Source organism: Paeniglutamicibacter selenitireducens (assembly GCF_051550675.1).
GTDB lineage: Bacteria > Actinomycetota > Actinomycetes > Actinomycetales > Micrococcaceae > Paeniglutamicibacter.
Window position 1 is genome coordinate 155,337 of sequence record NZ_JBPULF010000005.1, and the last position, 18,770, is coordinate 174,106.

Below are 18,770 nucleotides of genomic sequence, written 5' to 3' on the forward strand. Positions count from 1 at the left end.
GGCGGCGACGAGGCCGCCACCCCCGGAAGCGCCCGTCCCACAGGAGGCGCGTTTTCCGGGCCCCCGCAACGCAGAAGGATGCCGACCGTGTCCAAGACGTTTGACGCTCCGGCCCCCGACGGGCCCGAGCGATACCTCCAGATCATCGGCCCCGACGGGGCCCGGATACCCTGTCCCGAGCTCGATGACCGGGTCGGCGACATCGACCTCCGGGCCCTCGAAGACCTCTATGTGGACATGGCCTGCATCCGGCGCCTGGACCAGGAAGGCACGGCGCTGCAGCGCCAGGGCGAACTGGGCCTCTGGGCGCCGCTGCTGGGCCAGGAAGCCGCCCAGATCGGGTCGGGCCGCGCGCTGGAGGCTGGGGACTTCATCTTCCCCTCCTACCGCGAGCACGGGGTGGCCTACTGCCGCGGCGTGGACCCGCACGACCTGCTGCGCATGTGGCGCGGGGCCGCCCCCAGCGGGTGGAACCCCTACGAGGTCAACATGGCCAACCAGCAGATCGTGATCGGCGCCCAGACGCTGCACGCCGCCGGCTACGGCATGGGCCTGAAGCTCGACGGCTCGGCCTCCGCCGTCATCACCTACTTCGGCGACGGCGCCACCAGCCAGGGCGACGTCAACGAGGCAATGGTCTTCGCCGCCAGCTACCAGGCGCCAGTGATCTTCTTCTGCCAGAACAACCACTGGGCCATCTCCGAACCCGTCACCCGGCAAACCACCGGGTACATCGCGGACCGAGCCCGCGGCTTCGGCCTGGCCACTTGGCGGGTCGACGGAAACGACGTGCTCGCGGTCATGGCCGCCACCCGTGCGGCGCTCGCCCACGTGCGCAGCGGCACCGGCCCGGCCTTCATCGAGGCCGTTACCTACCGCATGGGGGCCCACACCACGGCGGACGACCCGACCCGCTACCGCGACGCCCTCGAGCTGGAGGAGTGGGCGGCCAAGGACCCGCTGGACCGCATTGCCGCGCACCTGGATTCGCTCGGTGCGGACTTGGGGGCCCTGAAGCTGCGCGCCGGCGCGGCTGCCGATTCCCTGGCCGCGGGCCTGCGCGAGGCCATCACCACCATGCCCGACCCCTCCGTCGATGACCTTTTCGCCAACGTCTACAGCCATTCCCACTCCTGGCTCGATGCCCAGCGCGAGGAATACGGGCTCTACCTTGACAGCTTTGCGGCGCACTCGGAGGTCACCCGATGAAGACTCTCACCTTTTCGCAGGCCCTGAACTCCGGGCTGCGCGCCGCCATGGAGCACGACGAGAAGGTCGTGCTGATGGGGGAGGACATCGGCAAGCTCGGCGGCGTCTTCCGCATCACCGACGGGCTGCAGAAGGACTTCGGCGCCCACCGGGTCATCGACACCCCGCTGGCCGAGTCCGGCATCGTGGGCACGGCGATAGGGCTGGCTTTCCGCGGCTACAGGCCCGTGGTGGAAATCCAGTTCGACGGCTTCGTCTACCCGGCCTTCGACCAGATCGTCGCGCAGCTGGCCAAGATGCACTACCGCTCCCGCGGAAACGTCAAGCTCCCGGTGACCATCAGGATCCCCTTCGGCGGCGGCATCGGCTCCCCGGAACACCACTCCGAATCCCCGGAGGCCTACTTCGCGCACACCGCCGGGCTGCGCGTGGTCGCCCCGTCCACCCCGGAGGACGCCTACTGGATGCTGCAGCAGGCCATTGCCGACGACGACCCGGTGATCTTCCTGGAACCCAAGCGCCGCTACCACCAGCGCGGCGAGGTGGACCTGGACACGGCGCCGGGGGAGGATTCGCTCTACCGGGCGCGTGTCGTGCGTCCCGGTGCCGACCTGACGCTCATCGCCTACGGCCCGCTGGTGAAGACCGCGATGGATGCGGCAACCGCGGCCGAGGACGACGGGATCGACATCGAGGTGATCGACCTGCGCAGCCTGGACCCGGTGGACTTCGAGACCCTCACCGCATCGGTGCGCAAGACCGGAAGGGTCGTCATCACGCACGAGGCCGGCAAGTTCGCGGGCATCGGCGCGGAGCTGGCGGCGAGCCTGACGGAGCGCTGCTTCGACAACCTTGACCACGCCCCGGTGCGGGTCACGGGATTCGACATCCCCTACCCGCCCGCCAAGCTCGAGCACCACCACCTGCCGGACCTCGACCGCATGCTCGACGGGGTCGACCGCGCCATGCGCCGCAGCGAAGCACACCTGGGAGAGGACGGATGAGCGCCACCATGGAGAAACTTTTCAACCTGCCGGACCTGGGGGAGGGCCTGACCGAATCGGAGATCCTCTCCTGGCGGGTCGCCGTGGGAGACACCGTGGAACTGAACCAGGTGATCGCCGAGGTGGAGACCGCCAAGGCCGTGGTGGAACTGCCATCGCCCTTCAGTGGCGTCGTCACCCGGGTCTTCGAGCCCGTCGGCGCCGTGGTGGACGTCGGCAAGCCGATCATCTCCTTCGAGGTCCAGGCCCCGGCCGGGGCCACCGGCGGACCCGCGGCCGGCGCTCCCGCCGGGCGGCAGCCGACCCTGGTGGGCTACGGCGCCGCCGTCGAATCCACCGACCGGCCGGCACGCCGGACACGCTCTGCCGCCCGGTCGGCCGGAGAGCCCTCGGCCATCGCCACCGCAACCGTCATCACCGTCCCCGATGCCGCTGCCCCCGCCGATGCCGATGACGGCGGGCGGCCGCGGGGGATCGGGCACCTGCTCGCCCGGCCCCCGGTGCGCAAGCTGGCCCGCGACCTGCACGTGGACCTGCATGGGGTGCACCCCAGCGGGCCCGGCGGGCTGATCACCCGCCAGGATGTCCTGCACGCCAACGAATCGGTGCCCGACGCAGCCGCACAGGCACCGTCGGTTCCCGCGCCAGGTGTCCCGATCACGACGACCACGGACCGCGAGCGCCAGCGCGTGGTCCCGGTGCACGGGGTGCGCAAGGCGACGGCCACGGCGATGGTGGCCAGCGCGTTCAGCGCCCCTCACGTGACGGAATTCCTCAGTGTGGATGTCACAGAGACCATGGAGTTGCTGGCCCGGCTTCGCCAGGCACCGCAGTTTTCCGGCACCAAGCTCACATTCACCACAGTGGTGGCCAAGGCTGTCTCGACGATACTGTCCCGCCACCAGGGACTAAATTCCCGGTGGGATCCCGAGGCCGGTGGGATCACCGAGTTCCGCTACGTCAACCTCGGCATTGCCGCAGCCACCGACCGCGGCCTGATGGTCCCGGTCGTGCACGCTGCACAGGACTTGGACCTGCTGGACCTGGCCCGGGAGATCTCCGGGCTGACCCGGGCCGCGCGGGAGGGAAGCATCACTCCGGCGCAGCTTGCCGGCGGCACCTTCAGCATCAGCAACATCGGGGTCTTCGGCATCGATGCCGGCACGCCGATCCTGCCGCCGGGGCAAAGCGGCATCCTTGCCCTGGGCCAGGTGCGGAAGATGCCTTGGGAGTTCCGGGACAAGGTCGCGTTGCGCCATGTGGTGACCCTCTCGCTCTCGTTCGACCACAGGGTGGTCGACGGGGAACAGGGAGCCAAATTCCTGACCGAGCTCGGGACGATCCTTCAGGACCCGGGCATGCTCATCACAGTGGTCTAAGCAGGCTTCCAGGGCCCCGTTTTTCCCCGGTTTTCCGGGGAAAAACGGGGCCCTGGGTCGGAACGCCGGTGTGCGGCAGTGCACACTTTCGGTTGATTGCAGGTTTATTACGATTGGGTTCTTGCGGAGTCGTTCATTAGTTGTTTCAGAGATTTGTGGGTAGTCTCACATGTACGTGATTTGATTCACCAGCCCCTCAGGGCCGGGTAGATCCGTCACTACACTCCACTCCATTTCCAACCAACAACTCGTTGAGGAGACAGTATGCGTTTCAACCGTGCTTCGAAGGCCGTCGTGCTTTCCGCAGCTCTGGCCCTGACTTTGTCGGCATGCGGCGGCGGCGACGGTGGCGGCGCCGGCGCAACTACGGGCGGTGGCGATGCCACCAAGGTCATTTCCGCGAACACTACCGAGCCGGAGAGCGGTCTGCTTCCTGCTGACACCAACGAAGTTGGCGGCGGCCGTGTCATGGACCTGATCTTCACCGGTCTGGTCAGCTACGGTGCCGATGGCAAGCCGGTCAACGAACTGGCAGAGTCCATCGAGACCACCGACGCCCAGAACTACACCATCAAGATCAAGGCCGGCCAGAAGTTCAGCAACGGTGAAGCCGTGACGGCCAAGTCGTTCGTTGACGCCTGGAACTTCGGTGCAGCTGCCAAGAACGCACAGAAGAACTCTTACTTCTTCGAATCCATCAAGGGTTACGACAAGGTCAGCGCCGAGGGTGCAACCGTCGACACCATGGAAGGCTTGAAGGTCGTCGACGACACCACCTTCACTGTCGAGCTTGCACGCAAGGAATCCGACTTCCCGCTGCGCCTTGGCTACACCGCCTTCTTCCCGCTTCCGGAAGCCGCATTCGCCGACCCGAAGGCCTTCGGCCAGAACCCGGCAGGCAACGGCCCGTACAAGCTGGCCGAAAACGGTTGGCAGCACAACGAGCAGATCCAGCTGGTGCCGAACCCGGACTACGTCGGTCCACGCAAGCCAGTCAACGGTGGCGTGAACTTCAAGATCTACTCGACCACCGAGGCCGCTTACCAGGATCTGCTTGCAGACAACCTGGACGTGCTGGACCAGATCCCGCCGAGCTCGCTGCAGAACTTTGCCGAAGAGCTCAAGGGCCGTTCGGTCAACCAGCCGTACGCCGGCAACGCAACGCTGACCATCTCCGACTACCTGCCGCAGTTCGCAGGCGAAGCAGGCAAGCTGCGCCGCCAGGCAATCTCGATGTCGATCGACCGCCAGCAGATCATCGACAAGATCTACTTCGGCAACAAGAAGATCGCCACCGACTTCACTTCACCGGTCATCGACGGCTTCTCCGACGCCATCCCGGGCAACGAGGTCCTGAAGTTCGACGCTGCCAAGGCCCAGGAACTGTGGAAGCAGGCCGACGCCATCCAGGCTTGGGACGACTCGAAGCCGTTCACCATTGCCTACAACGTCGACGGTGCCGGCAACAAGGAATACGTCGAAGCCGCTGTGAACCAGATCAAGAACACCCTGGGTATCAACGCAGAGCCGAAGCCGTACGCAACCTTCAAGGAACTGCGCGAAGCAGTGAACAAGAAGGAAATGACCGGTGCACACCGTACCGGTTGGCAGGCAGACTACCCGTCGCTGTACAACTTCCTGGGCCCGCTGTACGGCACCGGTGCAGGTTCCAACGACGGCAACTACTCCTCCAAGGAATTTGACGCGAAGATGGCCGAAGGCCTCTCCGCAACCAGCGTTGAAGAAGGCAACAAGATCTTCAACGAGTCCCAGGAAATCCTCTTCAAGGACCTGCCGGTCATCCCGCTGTGGTACCAGGCAGCCCAGGGCGGCTGGAGCAACAACGTTGACAGTGTTCAGTTCGGCTGGAACGGCGTTCCGCTCTACTACGCAGTCACCGCCAAGTAGTTCCTGCTGAAAAGCAGTAGCTTGAAATATTAGTGTCAGGGAGTTTAGAGGGAGGCCACAACCCGGTCTCCCTCTAAACTCGTTTACCACACCTCGTGGTCTCGACGTCCCGGCTACAAGCCGACGGAAAAGAGGAACAATGAAGGCAGCCCGCCTGCCGGTGTCCATCTGGAGGACATCCCCATGATTATGTTTACCCTCAGGAGATTCCTGCAGTTGATCCCGGTGTTTATCGGGGCCACCTTGCTGGTGTATTTCCTGGTTTTCGCAACACCCGGCGACCCGATCGCCGCGCTTTCCGGTGGCAAGCCGATGGCACCAGCCGTCGAGGCCGCCTTACGGGCCCAGTACAACCTGGACCAGCCGTTCTGGGTCCAGTACGGGCTCTACCTGAAGTCGTTGGTCACCTTCGATCTCGGCCAGACTTTCTCGGGCCAGCAGGTATCCGATGTCCTGGCTCGCGCATTCCCTGTGACTGCACGCCTTGCCATTATGGCGTTGGCTTTCGAAGCCGTCTTCGGCGTTCTGTTCGGCGTCATTGCCGGCATGCGTAAGGGCAAGCTCTTTGACTCCACTGTCTTGGTCGCCTCCTTGCTGGTTATCGCCGTTCCCACCTTCGTGTTGGGCTTCGTGCTCCAGTTCGTGATTGGCGTGAAGCTGGAATGGGCCAAGCCCACGGTAGGCGTTGGTGCCCCGTGGAGCGATTTGATCCTTCCTGCCTTGGTCCTGGGTTTGGTCTCGCTGGCCTACGTGCTGCGACTGACGCGAACCTCGATCATCGAAAACAAGAATGCCGACTACGTCCGCACGGCCACGGCCAAGGGCCTGTCCCGTCGTCGCGTGGTCAGCGTACACATCCTGCGCAATTCGCTGATCCCCGTTGTCACCTTCCTGGGTGCCGACCTTGGATCACTCATGGGTGGCGCGATCGTGACCGAAGGCATCTTCAACGTCCCCGGCGTGGGAAACCTGCTTTACAGCGCCATCAGGAAGGGCGAAACCCCGACAGTCGTAGCTGTTGTCGGTGTTCTGGTACTCGTCTTCGTGCTGGCCAACCTCGTCGTGGACTTGCTCTACGCGTGGCTCGACCCAAGGATCCGGTATGTCTGAGAACCCAACCCCTGAAATCATCGAACCGACCAATGGAGGCTCGGAGACTCGACGCGCCGGCAAGGTCTCGACGCGCAAGATCGAGCATTACGTAGCGCCGTTGGAGGACACGCCGCTTCAGGCAGTCGACTTCGTCGACGAAAGCGCACAGCCGATGAGCATGTGGGCCCAGGCCTGGCGCTCGCTGCGCAAGCAGCCGTTGTTCATTGTTTCCGCAATCCTGATCCTGTTGGTGGTTGTCGTGGCAGCCTTCCCGCAGCTGTTCACCTCGCTGGATCCAACGGCGAACAATGCCTGCCAGCTGGCATTCTCCAATGAGCCGGCGCAGCCCGGGCACCCGCTGGGCTTCACTTTGCAGGGATGCGACGTCTACTCGCGCATCATCTACGGCGCTCGCGCATCGCTGTTCGTTGGCGTATTCACCACGATCTTCGTTGTCATCATCGGCGGCGTCATGGGGGCCCTCGCGGGCTACTACGGCGGCTGGCTTGACGCCATCCTGGCTCGCCTGGGTGACATCTTCTTTGCCCTCCCGCTGATCCTCGGCGCCATCATCATCATGCAGCTTCCTGCCTTCCGCGAGAACCGCAGCGTGTGGACCGTCATCTTCACGTTGGCCGCCTTCGGTTGGCCACAGATGGCCCGCATCACCCGCGGGGCCGTGATCGAGGCCCGCGGTGCGGACTTCGTGAAGGCATCGCGGTCGCTGGGACTCTCGAAGTTCCGCGCGCTGGTCAACCACGTGCTGCCGAACTCGCTCTCGCCGATCATCGTCATCGCGACGATCTCGCTGGGCACCTACATCGTGGCCGAGGCGACGCTGTCCTTCCTGGGCATCGGTCTTCCTCAGGGAGTCATGAGCTGGGGCAACGACATTGCCAACGCGCAGACATCGCTGCGGAACAACCCGTCGACGCTGATGTGGCCGGCATTGGCCCTTTCGATCACGGTCTTGAGCTTCATCATGCTCGGCGACGCCGTGCGTGACGCGCTTGATCCCAAGGCACGCAAGGGATAACGGCCATGACTGAACAAACGAAGGATCGAACTGTGAGCGAATCCGAGCTCGAGCGACCCCTGCTGGAAATCAAGAACCTGGCCATCACCTTCGACACCCCGGACGGACCCGTCAACGCGGTGCGCAACGCGCACCTGACGGTGATGCCGGGCGAGACGGTTGCCATCGTGGGTGAATCGGGATCCGGCAAGTCCACGACGGCACTTTCGGCCATCGGCCTGCTGCCCGGCAACGGCCGTGTTTCCGACGGACAGATCATTTTCGACGGCGAGGACATCACCCACGCCAGCGAAAAGCGCATCGTTGAACTCCGAGGCAACTCGATTGGCATGGTTCCGCAGGACCCGATGTCCAACCTCAACCCCGTGTGGAAGATCGGTTTCCAGGTCAAGGAAACCCTGAAGGCCAATGGCTTGGCAGGCAACAACGCCAAGGAACGCGTGGCACAGGTGCTCGCTGACGCCGGTCTTCCGGATGCTGCGCGACGTGCCAACCAGTACCCACACGAGTTCTCCGGCGGCATGCGCCAGCGTGCGTTGATCGCCATCGGCTTGGCGTGCAGCCCGCGCCTGCTGATTGCAGACGAGCCGACCAGCGCGCTGGACGTTACCGTCCAGCAGCAGATCCTGGACCACCTGGACACCATGACCACCGAACTCGGCACTGCCGTGCTGCTGATCACCCACGACCTGGGTCTGGCAGCGGAGCGCGCCGAGAAGGTAGTTGTGATGTACAAGGGTCAGGTCGTGGAATCCGGCCCAGCGCTGGAAATCCTGCGCAACCCGCAGCACCCGTACACCCAGCGTCTGGTGTCTTCCGCTCCGTCGCTGGCCTCCAAGCGTCTGCAGTCCAAGCCGCTTGAGGTGGCCGAGGACCTCAACGCCGTCGTCAAGCCCGAGCACCCCCGCAACACCGACAACGTGCTGGAGATCAAGGACCTCACCAAGGTCTTCAAGATCCGCAAGGGCCTGGGACGCAGCGAAGACTTCACCGCAGTGGACAACGTGTCCTTCTCGGTGAAGCGCGGCACCACCACGGCGATCGTTGGCGAGTCCGGTTCGGGCAAGTCCACCGTCGCCCAGATGGTGCTCAACCTGTTGAAGCCCACCTCCGGCTCGATTTCCTTCGACGGTGCGAACATGAGCAAGCTTTCCGAAAAGGAACTGTTCACCTTCCGCCGCCGGGTGCAGCCGATCTTCCAGGACCCCTACGGGTCCCTGGACCCGATGTTCAGCATCTACCGGACCATCGAGGAACCGCTGCGCATCCACGGCATCGGGGATGCAAAGTCCCGCCAGGCCCGGGTCAAGGAGCTGCTGAGCCAAGTGTCGCTGCCATCGGCAACGATGCACCGCTTCCCGAACGAGCTCTCCGGCGGACAGCGCCAGCGCATCGCCATCGCGCGTGCCTTGGCGCTGAAGCCCGAAGTGATCATCTGTGACGAAGCGGTCTCGGCGCTGGACGTCCTCGTCCAGGCCCAGATCCTGAAGCTGCTCAACGAGCTGCAGGAGAACCTGGGGCTGACCTACCTGTTCATCACGCACGACCTTGCCGTTGTGCGCGAGATTGCGGATGACGTCTGCGTCATGCAGAACGGCCGCATCGTCGAGCAGGCTACGACCGACGAGGTCTTCAACAACCCGAAGAGCGATTACACCCGCAACCTGTTGCAGGCAATCCCGGGTGCCACCCTGCTGCTCTAGCAGCAGGCAGTTGCCACGGGCCCAGGCCCGCGGCGCACCCGAGCATAGGGGACGAACCACATGGTTCGTCCCCTATGCCGTTTAAGTCGAAACGCCAGGTGGACGGAGCCGTGCCGTGAGTCTCCACACGGAACGCGGGCCGGATGGGGCGGCCGCTGACGGCGGCTTGAAGGGTCATTTCGATGACCCATGTCGCATGCCGATTTTCGACATCTGCCGCGCGAGGAAGGGGGCGCCAACCTTCATTTTGGGCCCTGTTTCCAAACTGTTATAAAGCCGACCACCCCGTGTTTCCCTACCCGTGGGTAGTAATTGGCAAACGCCAACGTGAAAGAAATCCTTGAGTTTTCGGGGCTGTAGCGTGGATCACGTTTTGAGACTTTTTGTTACGCGATCCGAGGGTTGATCTAGGTCAACAAAGTCGTTGCAAATCTGAAACGACATTTTTATATCCAAGTGGAGTGATCGACGCTAGGGTTCTTTGATGTGGGCTAGCGCACGTCGCGTGGGCCGCGTCCGGGTATTGGCTCGGCATATCGAACATCAAGCTATAAGGAGGGGAAATGCGTGTTCAGCGTATTTCGAAGGCCGTCGCAGTAGGTGCTGCACTCGCACTGGCACTGACTGCTTGTGCACCGGGCGGCCCGGCCGAACCATCGGGTTCAGCAGCACCGTCAGCAACCGGCAGCGGCACCAACAGCGTAGAACCGGCAGACAGCGGCCTTGCCGACCTGGCGGGAATCACCACCGCCGACGCAACCGTCAAGGTTTCCGTGGGTGCTCCGGAGTTCATCGGCTACAACTCGTTGACCCCGCAGACCTACAGCACGTACAACTCGGCCATCACCGACCGCGTCCTGGCTGGCTTCTCGTACTTCGGTACCGACGGCAAGATCTACCAGAACAAGGACCTCGGTTCCTACGAAAAGGTCAGCGACAGCCCGCTGACCATCAAGTACACCATCGCCGAGAACGCGAAGTGGTCCGATGGAACCCCGATCACCGTCGCCGATGCCGCGCTGGCCTGGGCAACCCAGAATGCCAACCTGAAGAACGCCAAGGATGCGCCGCTGTTCGACTCAGTCTCCGCCGATCTTGGCGACACCGTCCCCAAGGGCCCGGAAGGCGCCGCCGACGGCAAGGAATTCACCGTCACCTTCAAGAACCCGGATCCGGACTGGCAGATCCAGACCTGGATGACCACCCCGGCCCACGTTGTGGCCAAGCAGGGCGGCCTGTCCACCGCCGACCTTGTCGCAGCCATCCGCGACAACGACGCCGCAAAGCTCACCAAGGCAGCGGAGTTCTGGAACACCGGCTGGACCACCAAGCCGGGTGAGCTTCCTGCAGCCGACCTGATTCCGTCCTCGGGCCCGTACAAGCTCAAGACCTGGAACGCCGGCGAATCGGTAACCCTTGAAGCCAACGAGAACTACTACGGCGCCCCTGCCGCCACCAAGAACCTCACCTACCGCTTCCTGGCAGATGACGCCATGGTGCAGGCACTGGACAACGGCGAACTCGACGTCATTGCCCCGCAGCCGACCATCGACACCCTGTCCCAGCTGAAGAACCTCGGCGAGAAGGTCAACATCCAGCAGGGTGACACCATGACCTGGGAGCACCTGGACTTCAACTTCCGCGACAAGGCCGTCTTCAAGGACTCGCTGGAACTGCGCGAAGCTTTTGCCAAGTGTGTTCCACGCCAGGAAATCGTTGACAACCTGATCAAGCCGCTGAACCCGGAAGCACAGGTGCTCAACGCACGCGAAGTGTTCCCGTTCCAGGAAAACTACAAGGACATCGTTGGCTTCTCCTACGACGGACGCTACGACACCGTGGACGTCGAGGGCGCCAAGAAGATCCTCGAGGAGCAGAACGCCGTGGGCACCAAGGTGCGCATCGGCTACTCGGCCCCGAACCCGCGCCGTGCCAACGAAGTCGCCATGATCAAGTCCTCCTGCGACGCAGCAGGCTTCGAGATCATCGACGGCGCCGACCCGAAGTTCTTCGCCCCGGGCGGAACCCAGGAACGCGGCGACTACGACGTGGCACTGTTCGCCTGGGCCGGCTCCGGCCAGATCACCTCGGGCCAGAACATCTACGCCACCGGCAAGCCGCAGAACTACGGCGAGTTCTCCAACAAGGAAGTCGATGCGGCATGGACCCGCTTGGCTACCTCGATGGACCCGGCCGTGCACCTGACCGAAACCAAGAACATCGAGAAGCTGCTGTGGGACAACCTCTTCGGCATCCCGGTATTCGCACACCCAGGACTCTCGGCCTCCTCGGCCAAGATCAAGAACGTGCGCCACACCGCCACCCAGTCGCAGATCGTCTGGAACGCGGAGCAGTGGGTCCGCGCTGAGTAATTGCCCATCGGCAATTCCGGCGTCTTAGTGTGGGGCTCGGCATTTACGCCGGGCCCCACACGCCCTTGTCACCACCATTGACCGGGGCGGATCATGACGGAAAGGTAAGTAGTTGCAGTGCTGAAATTCATTCTCAAAAGGCTGGGGGCCTCGGTGGGCATTTTGCTCGCCGCCTCCTTCCTTCTATACGTATTGGTGATCAATTCCGGGGACCCGTTGGCGAACCTGCGGGAGAGCGTCGCCGATAACCGCGATCACCTGATGGCCCAACGAACCGCGTACATGAACCTCGACCAGCCTTGGTACCTGAGGTACTTCGACTGGCTGGCGGGCGTTGGCAAGTGTTTCGCCCTGCAATGCGACCTGGGCACCAACATCAACGGTGTGGAAGTCACCGGCCTGCTGGGCGCGGCCGCCTCATCCACCCTGCGCCTGGTCATCCTGGCCACCGTCCTGGCAGCCGTCTTCGGCATCGCCATCGGCGTGCTGACCGCAGTGCGCCAGTACTCCGGTCTGGACTACGGCGTCACGTTCCTGACCTTCCTCTTCTTCTCCCTTCCGGTTTTCTGGGCAGCAGTCATGCTTAAGGAATACATGGCCATCGGCTACAACAACTGGATCAAGGAACCCTCGGTAACTCCGCTGCAGACGGTTTTCATCGCCGTCCTGTTCGGCTTCCTTATGCAGGTCTTCCTGGCCGGCAGCGTCAAGCGCCGCATTGCGACCTTCGCCGTGTCCGCGGTGTTCGTTGGCGTAGCCATCCCGTACCTGCTGTGGCTCAATTTCTTCCGCTACCCGCAGCTCGGACTGGTGGGGATCGTCATTCTTTCGCTGGCGGTTGCCCTCAGCGGCACGGCCATGACCGTGGGCGTGCGCAACAAGGCGGTGCTCTACCCGGCCCTGATTACCGTGGGCCTCGGCATCATCCTCTACTACGCCACCTTCTCGCTGCTTGAGGCGCCCAGCACTCCGGTGTTGATCGTCGGCGGCATCCTCTCCATGGCCATTCCCGGTGCCATCGGCTACTACATGGGCGGACGCGTCCGCAAGATCGCCATGTGGGTTAGCGCCTTCACCGGCCTGGCCGTCGCCGGCCTGACGGTTATCGACCACATCTTCCGCGCCTGGCCAGGGTTCCTGGAACTCAAGCCGCGACCCGTGGGAACCATCGGCTCGCAGACCCCCGACTTCGTGGGCAGCTTCTGGGAGGTCTTCCTGGACCGCGGCGCGCAGCTGATCCTGCCGACGATCCTGCTCGCGGTGATCTCGCTGGCGAGCTACTCCCGCTACACCCGTACCTCGATGCTCGAGGTCGGCCAGCAGGACTACATCCGCACGGCACGTTCCAAGGGACTGAGCGAACGCACCGTGATCTTCCGCCATGCCTTCCGCAACGCGCTGATCCCGATCGCGACGATCGCCGCATTCGACTTCGCCGGCCTGATCGGCGGGGCCGTCATCACCGAATCGGTCTTCGGCTGGAAGGGCATGGGCGAAATGTTCCGCACCGGCCTCCACAACGTCGACCCCGCGCCGGTCATGGCCTTCTTCCTGGTCACCGGCACCGCAGCAGTTCTCTTCAACATGCTTGCGGACATCTTCTACGCAGTGCTCGACCCGAGGATCCGGGTATGAGCGGGCACCAGAACAACGAGGAACTACGAGGTTCATCGAGCATGATTTCCGAAATGGAACCCAACGAACAGCAGCTCGTCTCCCTGGTCGAGGTCGAGGACGCCCAACTGGCCAGGAAGTCTTCCCACTCCAAGAGCCAGGCCCAACTGATCCGCCGCCGCTTCCTCAATCACAAGCCGGCGATCATCGCCTCCGTGATCCTGGTCTTCATCACCGTTGTCGCCTTCACGTCCATCGGGTTCGCCGGGATCCCCGGATGGTGGAACCAGAGCTACCTGAAGTCCGGAACCATCGTCAATGGCGGCGTGCCGACCATGAGCCTGGTGCCGACCTGGCTGGGCGGCAACGGCATTGCATTCGGCGACCACCCGTTCGGGCAGGACAGCACCGGCAAGGACTACTTTGCCCTGGTCATGCGCGGCACGCAGAAGTCCATCATCATCGCGGTCGTGGTGGGTGCCATCTCGACCTTCATCGGGGCAATCGTCGGCGCACTGGCCGGGTACTTCCGTGGCTGGGTCGACGAGGTGCTGATGCGCATGACCGACCTGTTCATCGTGATCCCGCTGCTGGTACTTGCCGCAGTGCTCGGCCAGATGGTGGGCAACAGTTCCGGTTCGATCTTTGCCCTGGCCTTTATGCTGGGCATCCTGACCTGGACGGGCCTGGCCCGCCTGGTACGCGGCGAGATCCTGACCCTGCGCGAGCGTGAGTATGTGTCCGCCGCCCAGGCCATGGGATCGAAGACCAGCCGGGTGATCTTCAAGCACCTGCTGCCGAACACCGTCGGCGTGATCGTGGTGAATGCCACCTTCGCGATCGCCGGTGCAATCCTGTTGGAAACCTCGCTGAGCTACCTCGGATTCGGCGTGCGGGCACCGGAAACCTCGCTGGGCCTGCTCATCAGCGAGTACCAGAACGCCTTCACCTCCCGCCCGTGGCTGTTCTGGTGGCCGGGCATGATCATCGTGGCCATCGCCCTGAGCGTGAACTTCCTGGGTGACGGATTGCGCGATGCATTCGACCCACGCCAGACCCGCAAGGCAAAGCGCCGCCAGAAGAAGGAACTCGCATGAGCATCCAAGCACCCGTGAAAGCCGCGCCCGGCACGGCGCTGAGCTTCGAGAACCTGAACGTCGTCTTCGACACCGAGTTTTCCGAGGTCCACGCGGTCAAGGGCCTGTCCCTCGAAGTCTTCCCGGGCGAGGTCGTGGCACTTGTCGGCGAATCGGGTTCCGGCAAGTCCGTGACCTCCACCGCCGCCATGGGGTTGCTGCCCTCGAACGCGAACATCACCGGCAAGGCGCTGGTCGGCGGCATCAACGTCGTGGGGCTTCCCGAGGCCAAGATGCGCAAGATGCGCGCCACCGAGATCGCCATGGTCTTCCAGGAGCCCATGACGGCGCTGAACCCGGTGCTGACCGTCGAGCGACAGCTCACCGAGTCGCTCGAGTTGCACGGGCTGGCCTACGGCAAGGAAGCAACAGCGCGCGCGATCGAGCTGCTCGAGATGGTCGGGATCCCGGATCCGGCCAAACGCATCAAGCAGTACCCGCACCAGTTCTCCGGCGGCCAGCGCCAGCGCATCGTGATCGCCATGGCGATCTCCTGCGACCCGAAGGTCATCATCGCCGACGAGCCGACCACCGCGCTCGACGTGACGGTGCAGGCCGAGATCCTGGACCTGCTGCGCGAGCTCAAGGACAAGCTGAACACCGGCATCCTGCTGATCACGCACAACATGGGCGTCGTGGCGGACCTGGCCGACCGCGTGGCGGTGATGTTCCGCGGTTCGCTGGTGGAGACCGGCACTGTGGACCAGGTGCTCAACGCCCCGCGGCACCCGTACACGCAGAAGCTGCTGTCCTCTGTTCCCCGGCTCGAAGTCGTGGACCTGGAGGGTGGCGAGGCTCCGGCGCCGGCCCCGGTGGCGGTGCCGGAACGCAAGCTGGTGCTCGAGGCCAGGAACCTCGTCCTGGAGTACGACATGCGGGGGACCAAGTTCCGCGCGGTGGATGACGTCTCGTTCGAGATCGCCCGCGGTGAGATCCTGGGCATCGTCGGCGAGTCGGGATCCGGCAAGTCCACGGTCGCCAAGGCGGTGCTGGGCCTGCTGCCCGTGGCATCGGGCAAGCTCGCCGTCCAGGGAACCGACCTGACCAAGCTGCGTCCCAAGGCCGCACGCGCGGTCCGGGCGAAGATGGGCGTGATCTTCCAGGATCCGGCCGCCTCGCTGAACCCGCGCTTCCCGATCGGCGACTGCATCACCGAACCCATGGTGGTGCACAAGGTCGGAAGCCGCGCCGAGCGCACCAAGCGCGCCGTCGAGCTGCTGGAAGCCGTGCACCTGCCGGCCTCCGTCATCAACCGCTACCCGCACGAACTCTCCGGTGGCCAGCGACAGCGCGTGTGCATCGCCCGCGCGCTGACCCTGGACCCGGAGCTGCTGATCGCCGACGAGCCGACAAGTGCGCTGGACGTCTCGGTTCAGGCCGCGGTGCTGGACATGATCCAGGAACTGCAGGAACGCTATGAGTTCGCCTGCCTGTTCGTCAGTCACGACCTGGCCGTCGTGGACCTGCTGGCACACTCGGTGGTTGTGATGAAGTCCGGCAAGGCGATCGAGCAGGGCCGCGTCAAGGACGTCCTGCACGCGCCGCGCGAGGACTACACACGCAAGCTGCTTGCCGCCGCGCCGGTTCCGGAGCCGGGCGAGCAGGCCCTGCGCCGCGAGGCACGCCGACTGCTCATGGACGTGGAAGACGGGAACTGACCCGTTCTCCGCCGGGTCGGCGGCGAAGGCCGCCGACCCGTGAAGCAGCGCAAAAGAACAAGCTACGGCCGGATATCCTTGGGGGGATATCCGGCCGTAGCTTTAAGAATGCGGGGGAGTGGCTAGGCGAGCTCCATGATGAATTCCTTGACGACCGCTGCGCGGGCGTTGGAGAAGTCAGAGGACTCATCGACGACCTTGAAACCACGTCGTTCCAGGACCTTGATGGATCCGATGTTGTCCTGCGGGACCCGGGCGCGCAGCGGGCGCTTGGTGTACTCGGCCAGGAAGGCGTCGACCGCCGAGGTGGTGATTCCCTTGCCCCAGAAACGGCGTGCGGTCCAGAAGCTGATCTCCGGAACGTCCTCGTTCTCGAAGACCAAGATCGAACCGGCGACCTCGCCCTCGTGCCCGATGGTGCGCACGATGACCGAGGGGTCGTTGAGGATCAGGTTCCAGTGGTGGTCGAAGACGCCGCGGTCGGCCGGATTGCGGGCCGTGAACGCTGCCATGAGGTTGGCTTCGGGATCCTGCTGGTGTTCGAAGAACTGGTCAAGGTCTTCTGGCTGTATGGGCCGTAGCTGCACGGTCACTGCCTCTCTATATGTATTGATCGACTTGCCCCTAGCCTACCGGGGTGGACAAGGCTGCTGTCGCCATCTGGTTCAGCAGTTTGCGCAGGCCCTTCTTGGACGTGCGGGGCGAGTGGGCGGAGTGCGCCGTCGAATTGAGCAGGCCGAACGCAGCGTGGGCCCGGAAACGGATGACGGGTGCCGATTCCTCGGGGTGGATCAGGTGCAATTGCTCGGTCCACAAGGAGATGTATTCGCGCTGCAACTTTCGTACCAGGTGGAGCTCGGCCTCGGGCAGGGCCTCGAGGTTGCGGTCCTGGACCTGGATCATGTCGGGCCGGGAGAGCGCAAAGTCGGTGTGGAAGGCAATGAGACGGTCCAGTACCTCCGTGGGGGTGCCTCCCTCGGCACGCACCTCCTTGCCGCCCTTGAGGAGGTCCTGGCTGACCCCGACGAGCAGTGCGATAAGCACCGCCGACTTGCCGGAGAAGTGCCGGTAGACGGCGGGTCCGCTGATGCCGCAGGCCGCACCCAGGTCCTCGAGGGAGACGCCCGCGTACCCGCGGATGGCGAAGAGCCGGGTGGCTTCGACCAGGAGGTCTTGGCGCCGCTGCGCCTTGGCGCGGTCCCGGTCTGTCGAGGCGGGGGTCAAAGACGAGGCATTCATGGGTGGGTGAAGCTCCTTAGTGCCACCGAGAGCCGGATTCCGGCCGGGCCGGTGGCGCCGAATCAATTCTTTGCGAATGCTGGACAAGTGTGCGGTGCGACACTAGCCTCGGATTCAGTTAATGATCACTAACAATACGTGGTCACTTGGCAAAGCCCAAGAGCTTTACAGTCCGGTGTCGAAGAACCGACAAACCCCAGTCGATTCGCGCGCCGGCGCGCCTTAGGAAGGGGCAGGGACGTGATCGACCTTGAGCTCGACGAGGAATACCGGCAGCTTGTGGACACCGTGCGCGAATTCGCCAACGAGGTCGTGGCGCCGGTGTCGGCGCAGCACGACGCCGCGCACACCTTCCCTTACGACGTCGTGGCCCAGATGGGGCAGCTTGGCCTGTTCGGCCTGCCCTTCAGCGAGGAGTACGGGGGAATGGGCGGGGACTACTTCGCCCTGGCCCTGGCCCTCGAGGAGCTTGGCCGCGTCGACCAGTCGGTGGCCATCACCCTCGAAGCGGGAGTCAGCCTGGGGGCCATGCCGGTGTACCGCTTCGGCACCGAGGCACAGAAGGAACGCTGGCTTCCGGCCCTGTGCGCCGGCGAGGAACTGGCAGGCTTCGGCCTCACCGAGCCCGGGGCCGGCTCCGACGCCGGCGGAACCCAGACCAAGGCCGCGCTGGAGGACGGGCAGTGGGTGATCAACGGGAGCAAGGAATTCATCACCAACTCCGGCACCGACATCACCACCCTGGTGACCGCCACCGCCGTCACCGGAAACACCACGCGCCCTGACGGGACGCAGGCCAAGGAGATCTCCACGATCCTGGTGCCGCGGCCGACCCCCGGCTTCAGCGTCGAGCCGGCCTACAACAAGGTCGGCTGGAACGCCTCCGACACGCACCCGCTGAGCCTGAAGGACGTGCGCGTTCCCGAGGAGAACCTGCTGGGCGAACGCGGGCGGGGCTACGCGAACTTCCTCTCCATCCTCGACGAGGGACGCATCGCCATCGCCGCCCTGGGCACCGGGGCCGCGCAGGGCTGCCTCGACGAGGCCGTCGCCTATGCCAAGACCCGCACCGCTTTCGGCGACACCATCGGGTCCAACCAGGGCATCTCCTTCATGATCGCCCGGATGGCCGCGCGCGTGCACACCTCCCGGCTTGCCTACTACGCGGCGGCGGCACGGATGCTGGCCGGCAAGGACTTCAAGACCGAGGCGGCGATCGCCAAGATGGTTGCCGGTGAGGCGGCCATGGACAACGCCCGGGACGCCACCCAGGTCTTCGGCGGCTACGGGTTCATCAACGAGTCGCTGGTGGCCAGGCACTACCGGGACTCGAAGATCCTGGAGATCGGGGAAGGCACGACCCAGGTGCAGCTGATGCTGATTGCGCGCTCGCTGGGCTTGTAGGGCGGGGCCTTGCGCC

The 18,770-nt window shown here is 64.3% G+C and carries 14 protein-coding genes; 12 read left to right on the top strand and 2 right to left on the bottom strand.

From position 1 onward, the window contains the following. The first annotated feature begins 78 nt into the window (after positions 1 to 78). The 11 genes from ACSYDW_RS11080 to ACSYDW_RS11130 all read left to right on the top strand — a co-directional run bounded on the left by ACSYDW_RS11080 (position 79) and on the right by ACSYDW_RS11130 (position 16,111). Positions 79 to 1,209 (top strand): thiamine pyrophosphate-dependent dehydrogenase E1 component subunit alpha, encoded by a 1,131-nt coding sequence (locus tag ACSYDW_RS11080; protein WP_438338793.1) that lies wholly within the window; start codon positions 79 to 81, stop codon positions 1,207 to 1,209. Further along, positions 1,206 to 2,213, top strand: coding sequence for an alpha-ketoacid dehydrogenase subunit beta (locus tag ACSYDW_RS11085; protein ID WP_438338794.1), 1,008 nt, complete (start codon positions 1,206 to 1,208; stop codon positions 2,211 to 2,213). Before ACSYDW_RS11080 ends, ACSYDW_RS11085 begins: the two co-directional genes overlap by 4 nt. Beyond that, positions 2,210 to 3,592: a dihydrolipoamide acetyltransferase family protein gene (locus ACSYDW_RS11090; protein ID WP_438338795.1), complete on the top strand. Its 1,383-nt coding sequence runs from the start codon at positions 2,210 to 2,212 to the stop codon at positions 3,590 to 3,592. Before ACSYDW_RS11085 ends, ACSYDW_RS11090 begins: the two co-directional genes overlap by 4 nt. A gap of 264 nt (positions 3,593 to 3,856) precedes the next feature. Continuing rightward, on the top strand, positions 3,857 to 5,500 hold the full coding sequence (locus tag ACSYDW_RS11095) for a peptide ABC transporter substrate-binding protein (RefSeq protein ID WP_438338796.1): 1,644 nt from the start codon (positions 3,857 to 3,859) through the stop codon (positions 5,498 to 5,500). Between the two features lie 183 nt (positions 5,501 to 5,683). Further along, a complete protein-coding gene (locus ACSYDW_RS11100) occupies positions 5,684 to 6,610 on the top strand; it encodes an ABC transporter permease (protein WP_438338797.1) in 927 nt (308 codons plus the stop codon). Beyond that, on the top strand, positions 6,603 to 7,628 hold the full coding sequence (locus tag ACSYDW_RS11105) for an ABC transporter permease (protein ID WP_438338798.1): 1,026 nt from the start codon (positions 6,603 to 6,605) through the stop codon (positions 7,626 to 7,628). The genes ACSYDW_RS11100 and ACSYDW_RS11105 overlap by 8 nt, the downstream gene beginning before the upstream one ends. A 5-nt stretch (positions 7,629 to 7,633) precedes the next feature. Next, a complete protein-coding gene (locus ACSYDW_RS11110; protein ID WP_438338799.1) occupies positions 7,634 to 9,331 on the top strand; it encodes an ABC transporter ATP-binding protein in 1,698 nt (565 codons plus the stop codon). Positions 9,332 to 9,894: 563 nt separating this feature from the next. Next, positions 9,895 to 11,703 carry an ABC transporter family substrate-binding protein gene (locus ACSYDW_RS11115; RefSeq protein ID WP_438338800.1) on the top strand — a complete coding sequence of 603 codons (1,809 nt, stop codon included), beginning with the start codon at positions 9,895 to 9,897 and terminating at the stop codon, positions 11,701 to 11,703. A 117-nt stretch (positions 11,704 to 11,820) separates the two neighbouring features. Then, a complete protein-coding gene (locus ACSYDW_RS11120) occupies positions 11,821 to 13,338 on the top strand; it encodes an ABC transporter permease (RefSeq protein WP_438338801.1) in 1,518 nt (505 codons plus the stop codon). Further along, a complete protein-coding gene (locus tag ACSYDW_RS11125) occupies positions 13,335 to 14,414 on the top strand; it encodes an ABC transporter permease (protein ID WP_438338802.1) in 1,080 nt (359 codons plus the stop codon). The genes ACSYDW_RS11120 and ACSYDW_RS11125 overlap by 4 nt, the downstream gene beginning before the upstream one ends. Next, positions 14,411 to 16,111, top strand: a complete 1,701-nt coding sequence (locus ACSYDW_RS11130) for an ABC transporter ATP-binding protein (RefSeq protein WP_438338803.1) — start codon at positions 14,411 to 14,413, stop codon at positions 16,109 to 16,111. Before ACSYDW_RS11125 ends, ACSYDW_RS11130 begins: the two co-directional genes overlap by 4 nt. A 122-nt stretch (positions 16,112 to 16,233) precedes the next feature. Here ACSYDW_RS11130 and ACSYDW_RS11135 read toward each other — a convergent pair whose 3' ends face one another. Both ACSYDW_RS11135 and ACSYDW_RS11140 read right to left on the bottom strand, forming a co-directional pair. Further along, on the bottom strand, positions 16,234 to 16,698 hold the full coding sequence (locus tag ACSYDW_RS11135; protein WP_438338804.1) for a GNAT family N-acetyltransferase: 465 nt from the start codon (positions 16,696 to 16,698) through the stop codon (positions 16,234 to 16,236). A gap of 37 nt (positions 16,699 to 16,735) precedes the next feature. After that, positions 16,736 to 17,350, bottom strand: coding sequence for a TetR/AcrR family transcriptional regulator (locus ACSYDW_RS11140; RefSeq protein WP_438338805.1), 615 nt, complete (start codon positions 17,348 to 17,350; stop codon positions 16,736 to 16,738). Positions 17,351 to 17,590: 240 nt separating this feature from the next. On the opposite strand from ACSYDW_RS11140, the gene ACSYDW_RS11145 reads away from it, so the two are divergent. Next, positions 17,591 to 18,754, top strand: a complete 1,164-nt coding sequence (locus tag ACSYDW_RS11145; protein WP_438338806.1) for an acyl-CoA dehydrogenase family protein — start codon at positions 17,591 to 17,593, stop codon at positions 18,752 to 18,754. Positions 18,755 to 18,770: the final 16 nt, after the last annotated feature.

What these genes read in the sequence shown, in the direction of transcription:
- ACSYDW_RS11110 (WP_438338799.1), top strand. Translation starts at nt 7,634, where the DNA reads ATGACTGAACAAACGAAGGATCGAACTGTGAGCGAATCCGAGCTCGAG.
- ACSYDW_RS11105 (WP_438338798.1), top strand. Translation starts at nt 6,603, where the DNA reads ATGTCTGAGAACCCAACCCCTGAAATCATCGAACCGACCAATGGAGGC.
- ACSYDW_RS11095 (WP_438338796.1), top strand. Translation starts at nt 3,857, where the DNA reads ATGCGTTTCAACCGTGCTTCGAAGGCCGTCGTGCTTTCCGCAGCTCTG.
- ACSYDW_RS11100 (WP_438338797.1), top strand. Translation starts at nt 5,684, where the DNA reads ATGATTATGTTTACCCTCAGGAGATTCCTGCAGTTGATCCCGGTGTTT.
- ACSYDW_RS11140 (WP_438338805.1), bottom strand. Translation starts at nt 17,350, where the DNA reads ATGAATGCCTCGTCTTTGACCCCCGCCTCGACAGACCGGGACCGCGCC.
- ACSYDW_RS11090 (WP_438338795.1), top strand. Translation starts at nt 2,210, where the DNA reads ATGAGCGCCACCATGGAGAAACTTTTCAACCTGCCGGACCTGGGGGAG.
- ACSYDW_RS11080 (WP_438338793.1), top strand. Translation starts at nt 79, where the DNA reads ATGCCGACCGTGTCCAAGACGTTTGACGCTCCGGCCCCCGACGGGCCC.
- ACSYDW_RS11115 (WP_438338800.1), top strand. Translation starts at nt 9,895, where the DNA reads ATGCGTGTTCAGCGTATTTCGAAGGCCGTCGCAGTAGGTGCTGCACTC.
- ACSYDW_RS11085 (WP_438338794.1), top strand. Translation starts at nt 1,206, where the DNA reads ATGAAGACTCTCACCTTTTCGCAGGCCCTGAACTCCGGGCTGCGCGCC.
- ACSYDW_RS11125 (WP_438338802.1), top strand. Translation starts at nt 13,335, where the DNA reads ATGAGCGGGCACCAGAACAACGAGGAACTACGAGGTTCATCGAGCATG.
- ACSYDW_RS11130 (WP_438338803.1), top strand. Translation starts at nt 14,411, where the DNA reads ATGAGCATCCAAGCACCCGTGAAAGCCGCGCCCGGCACGGCGCTGAGC.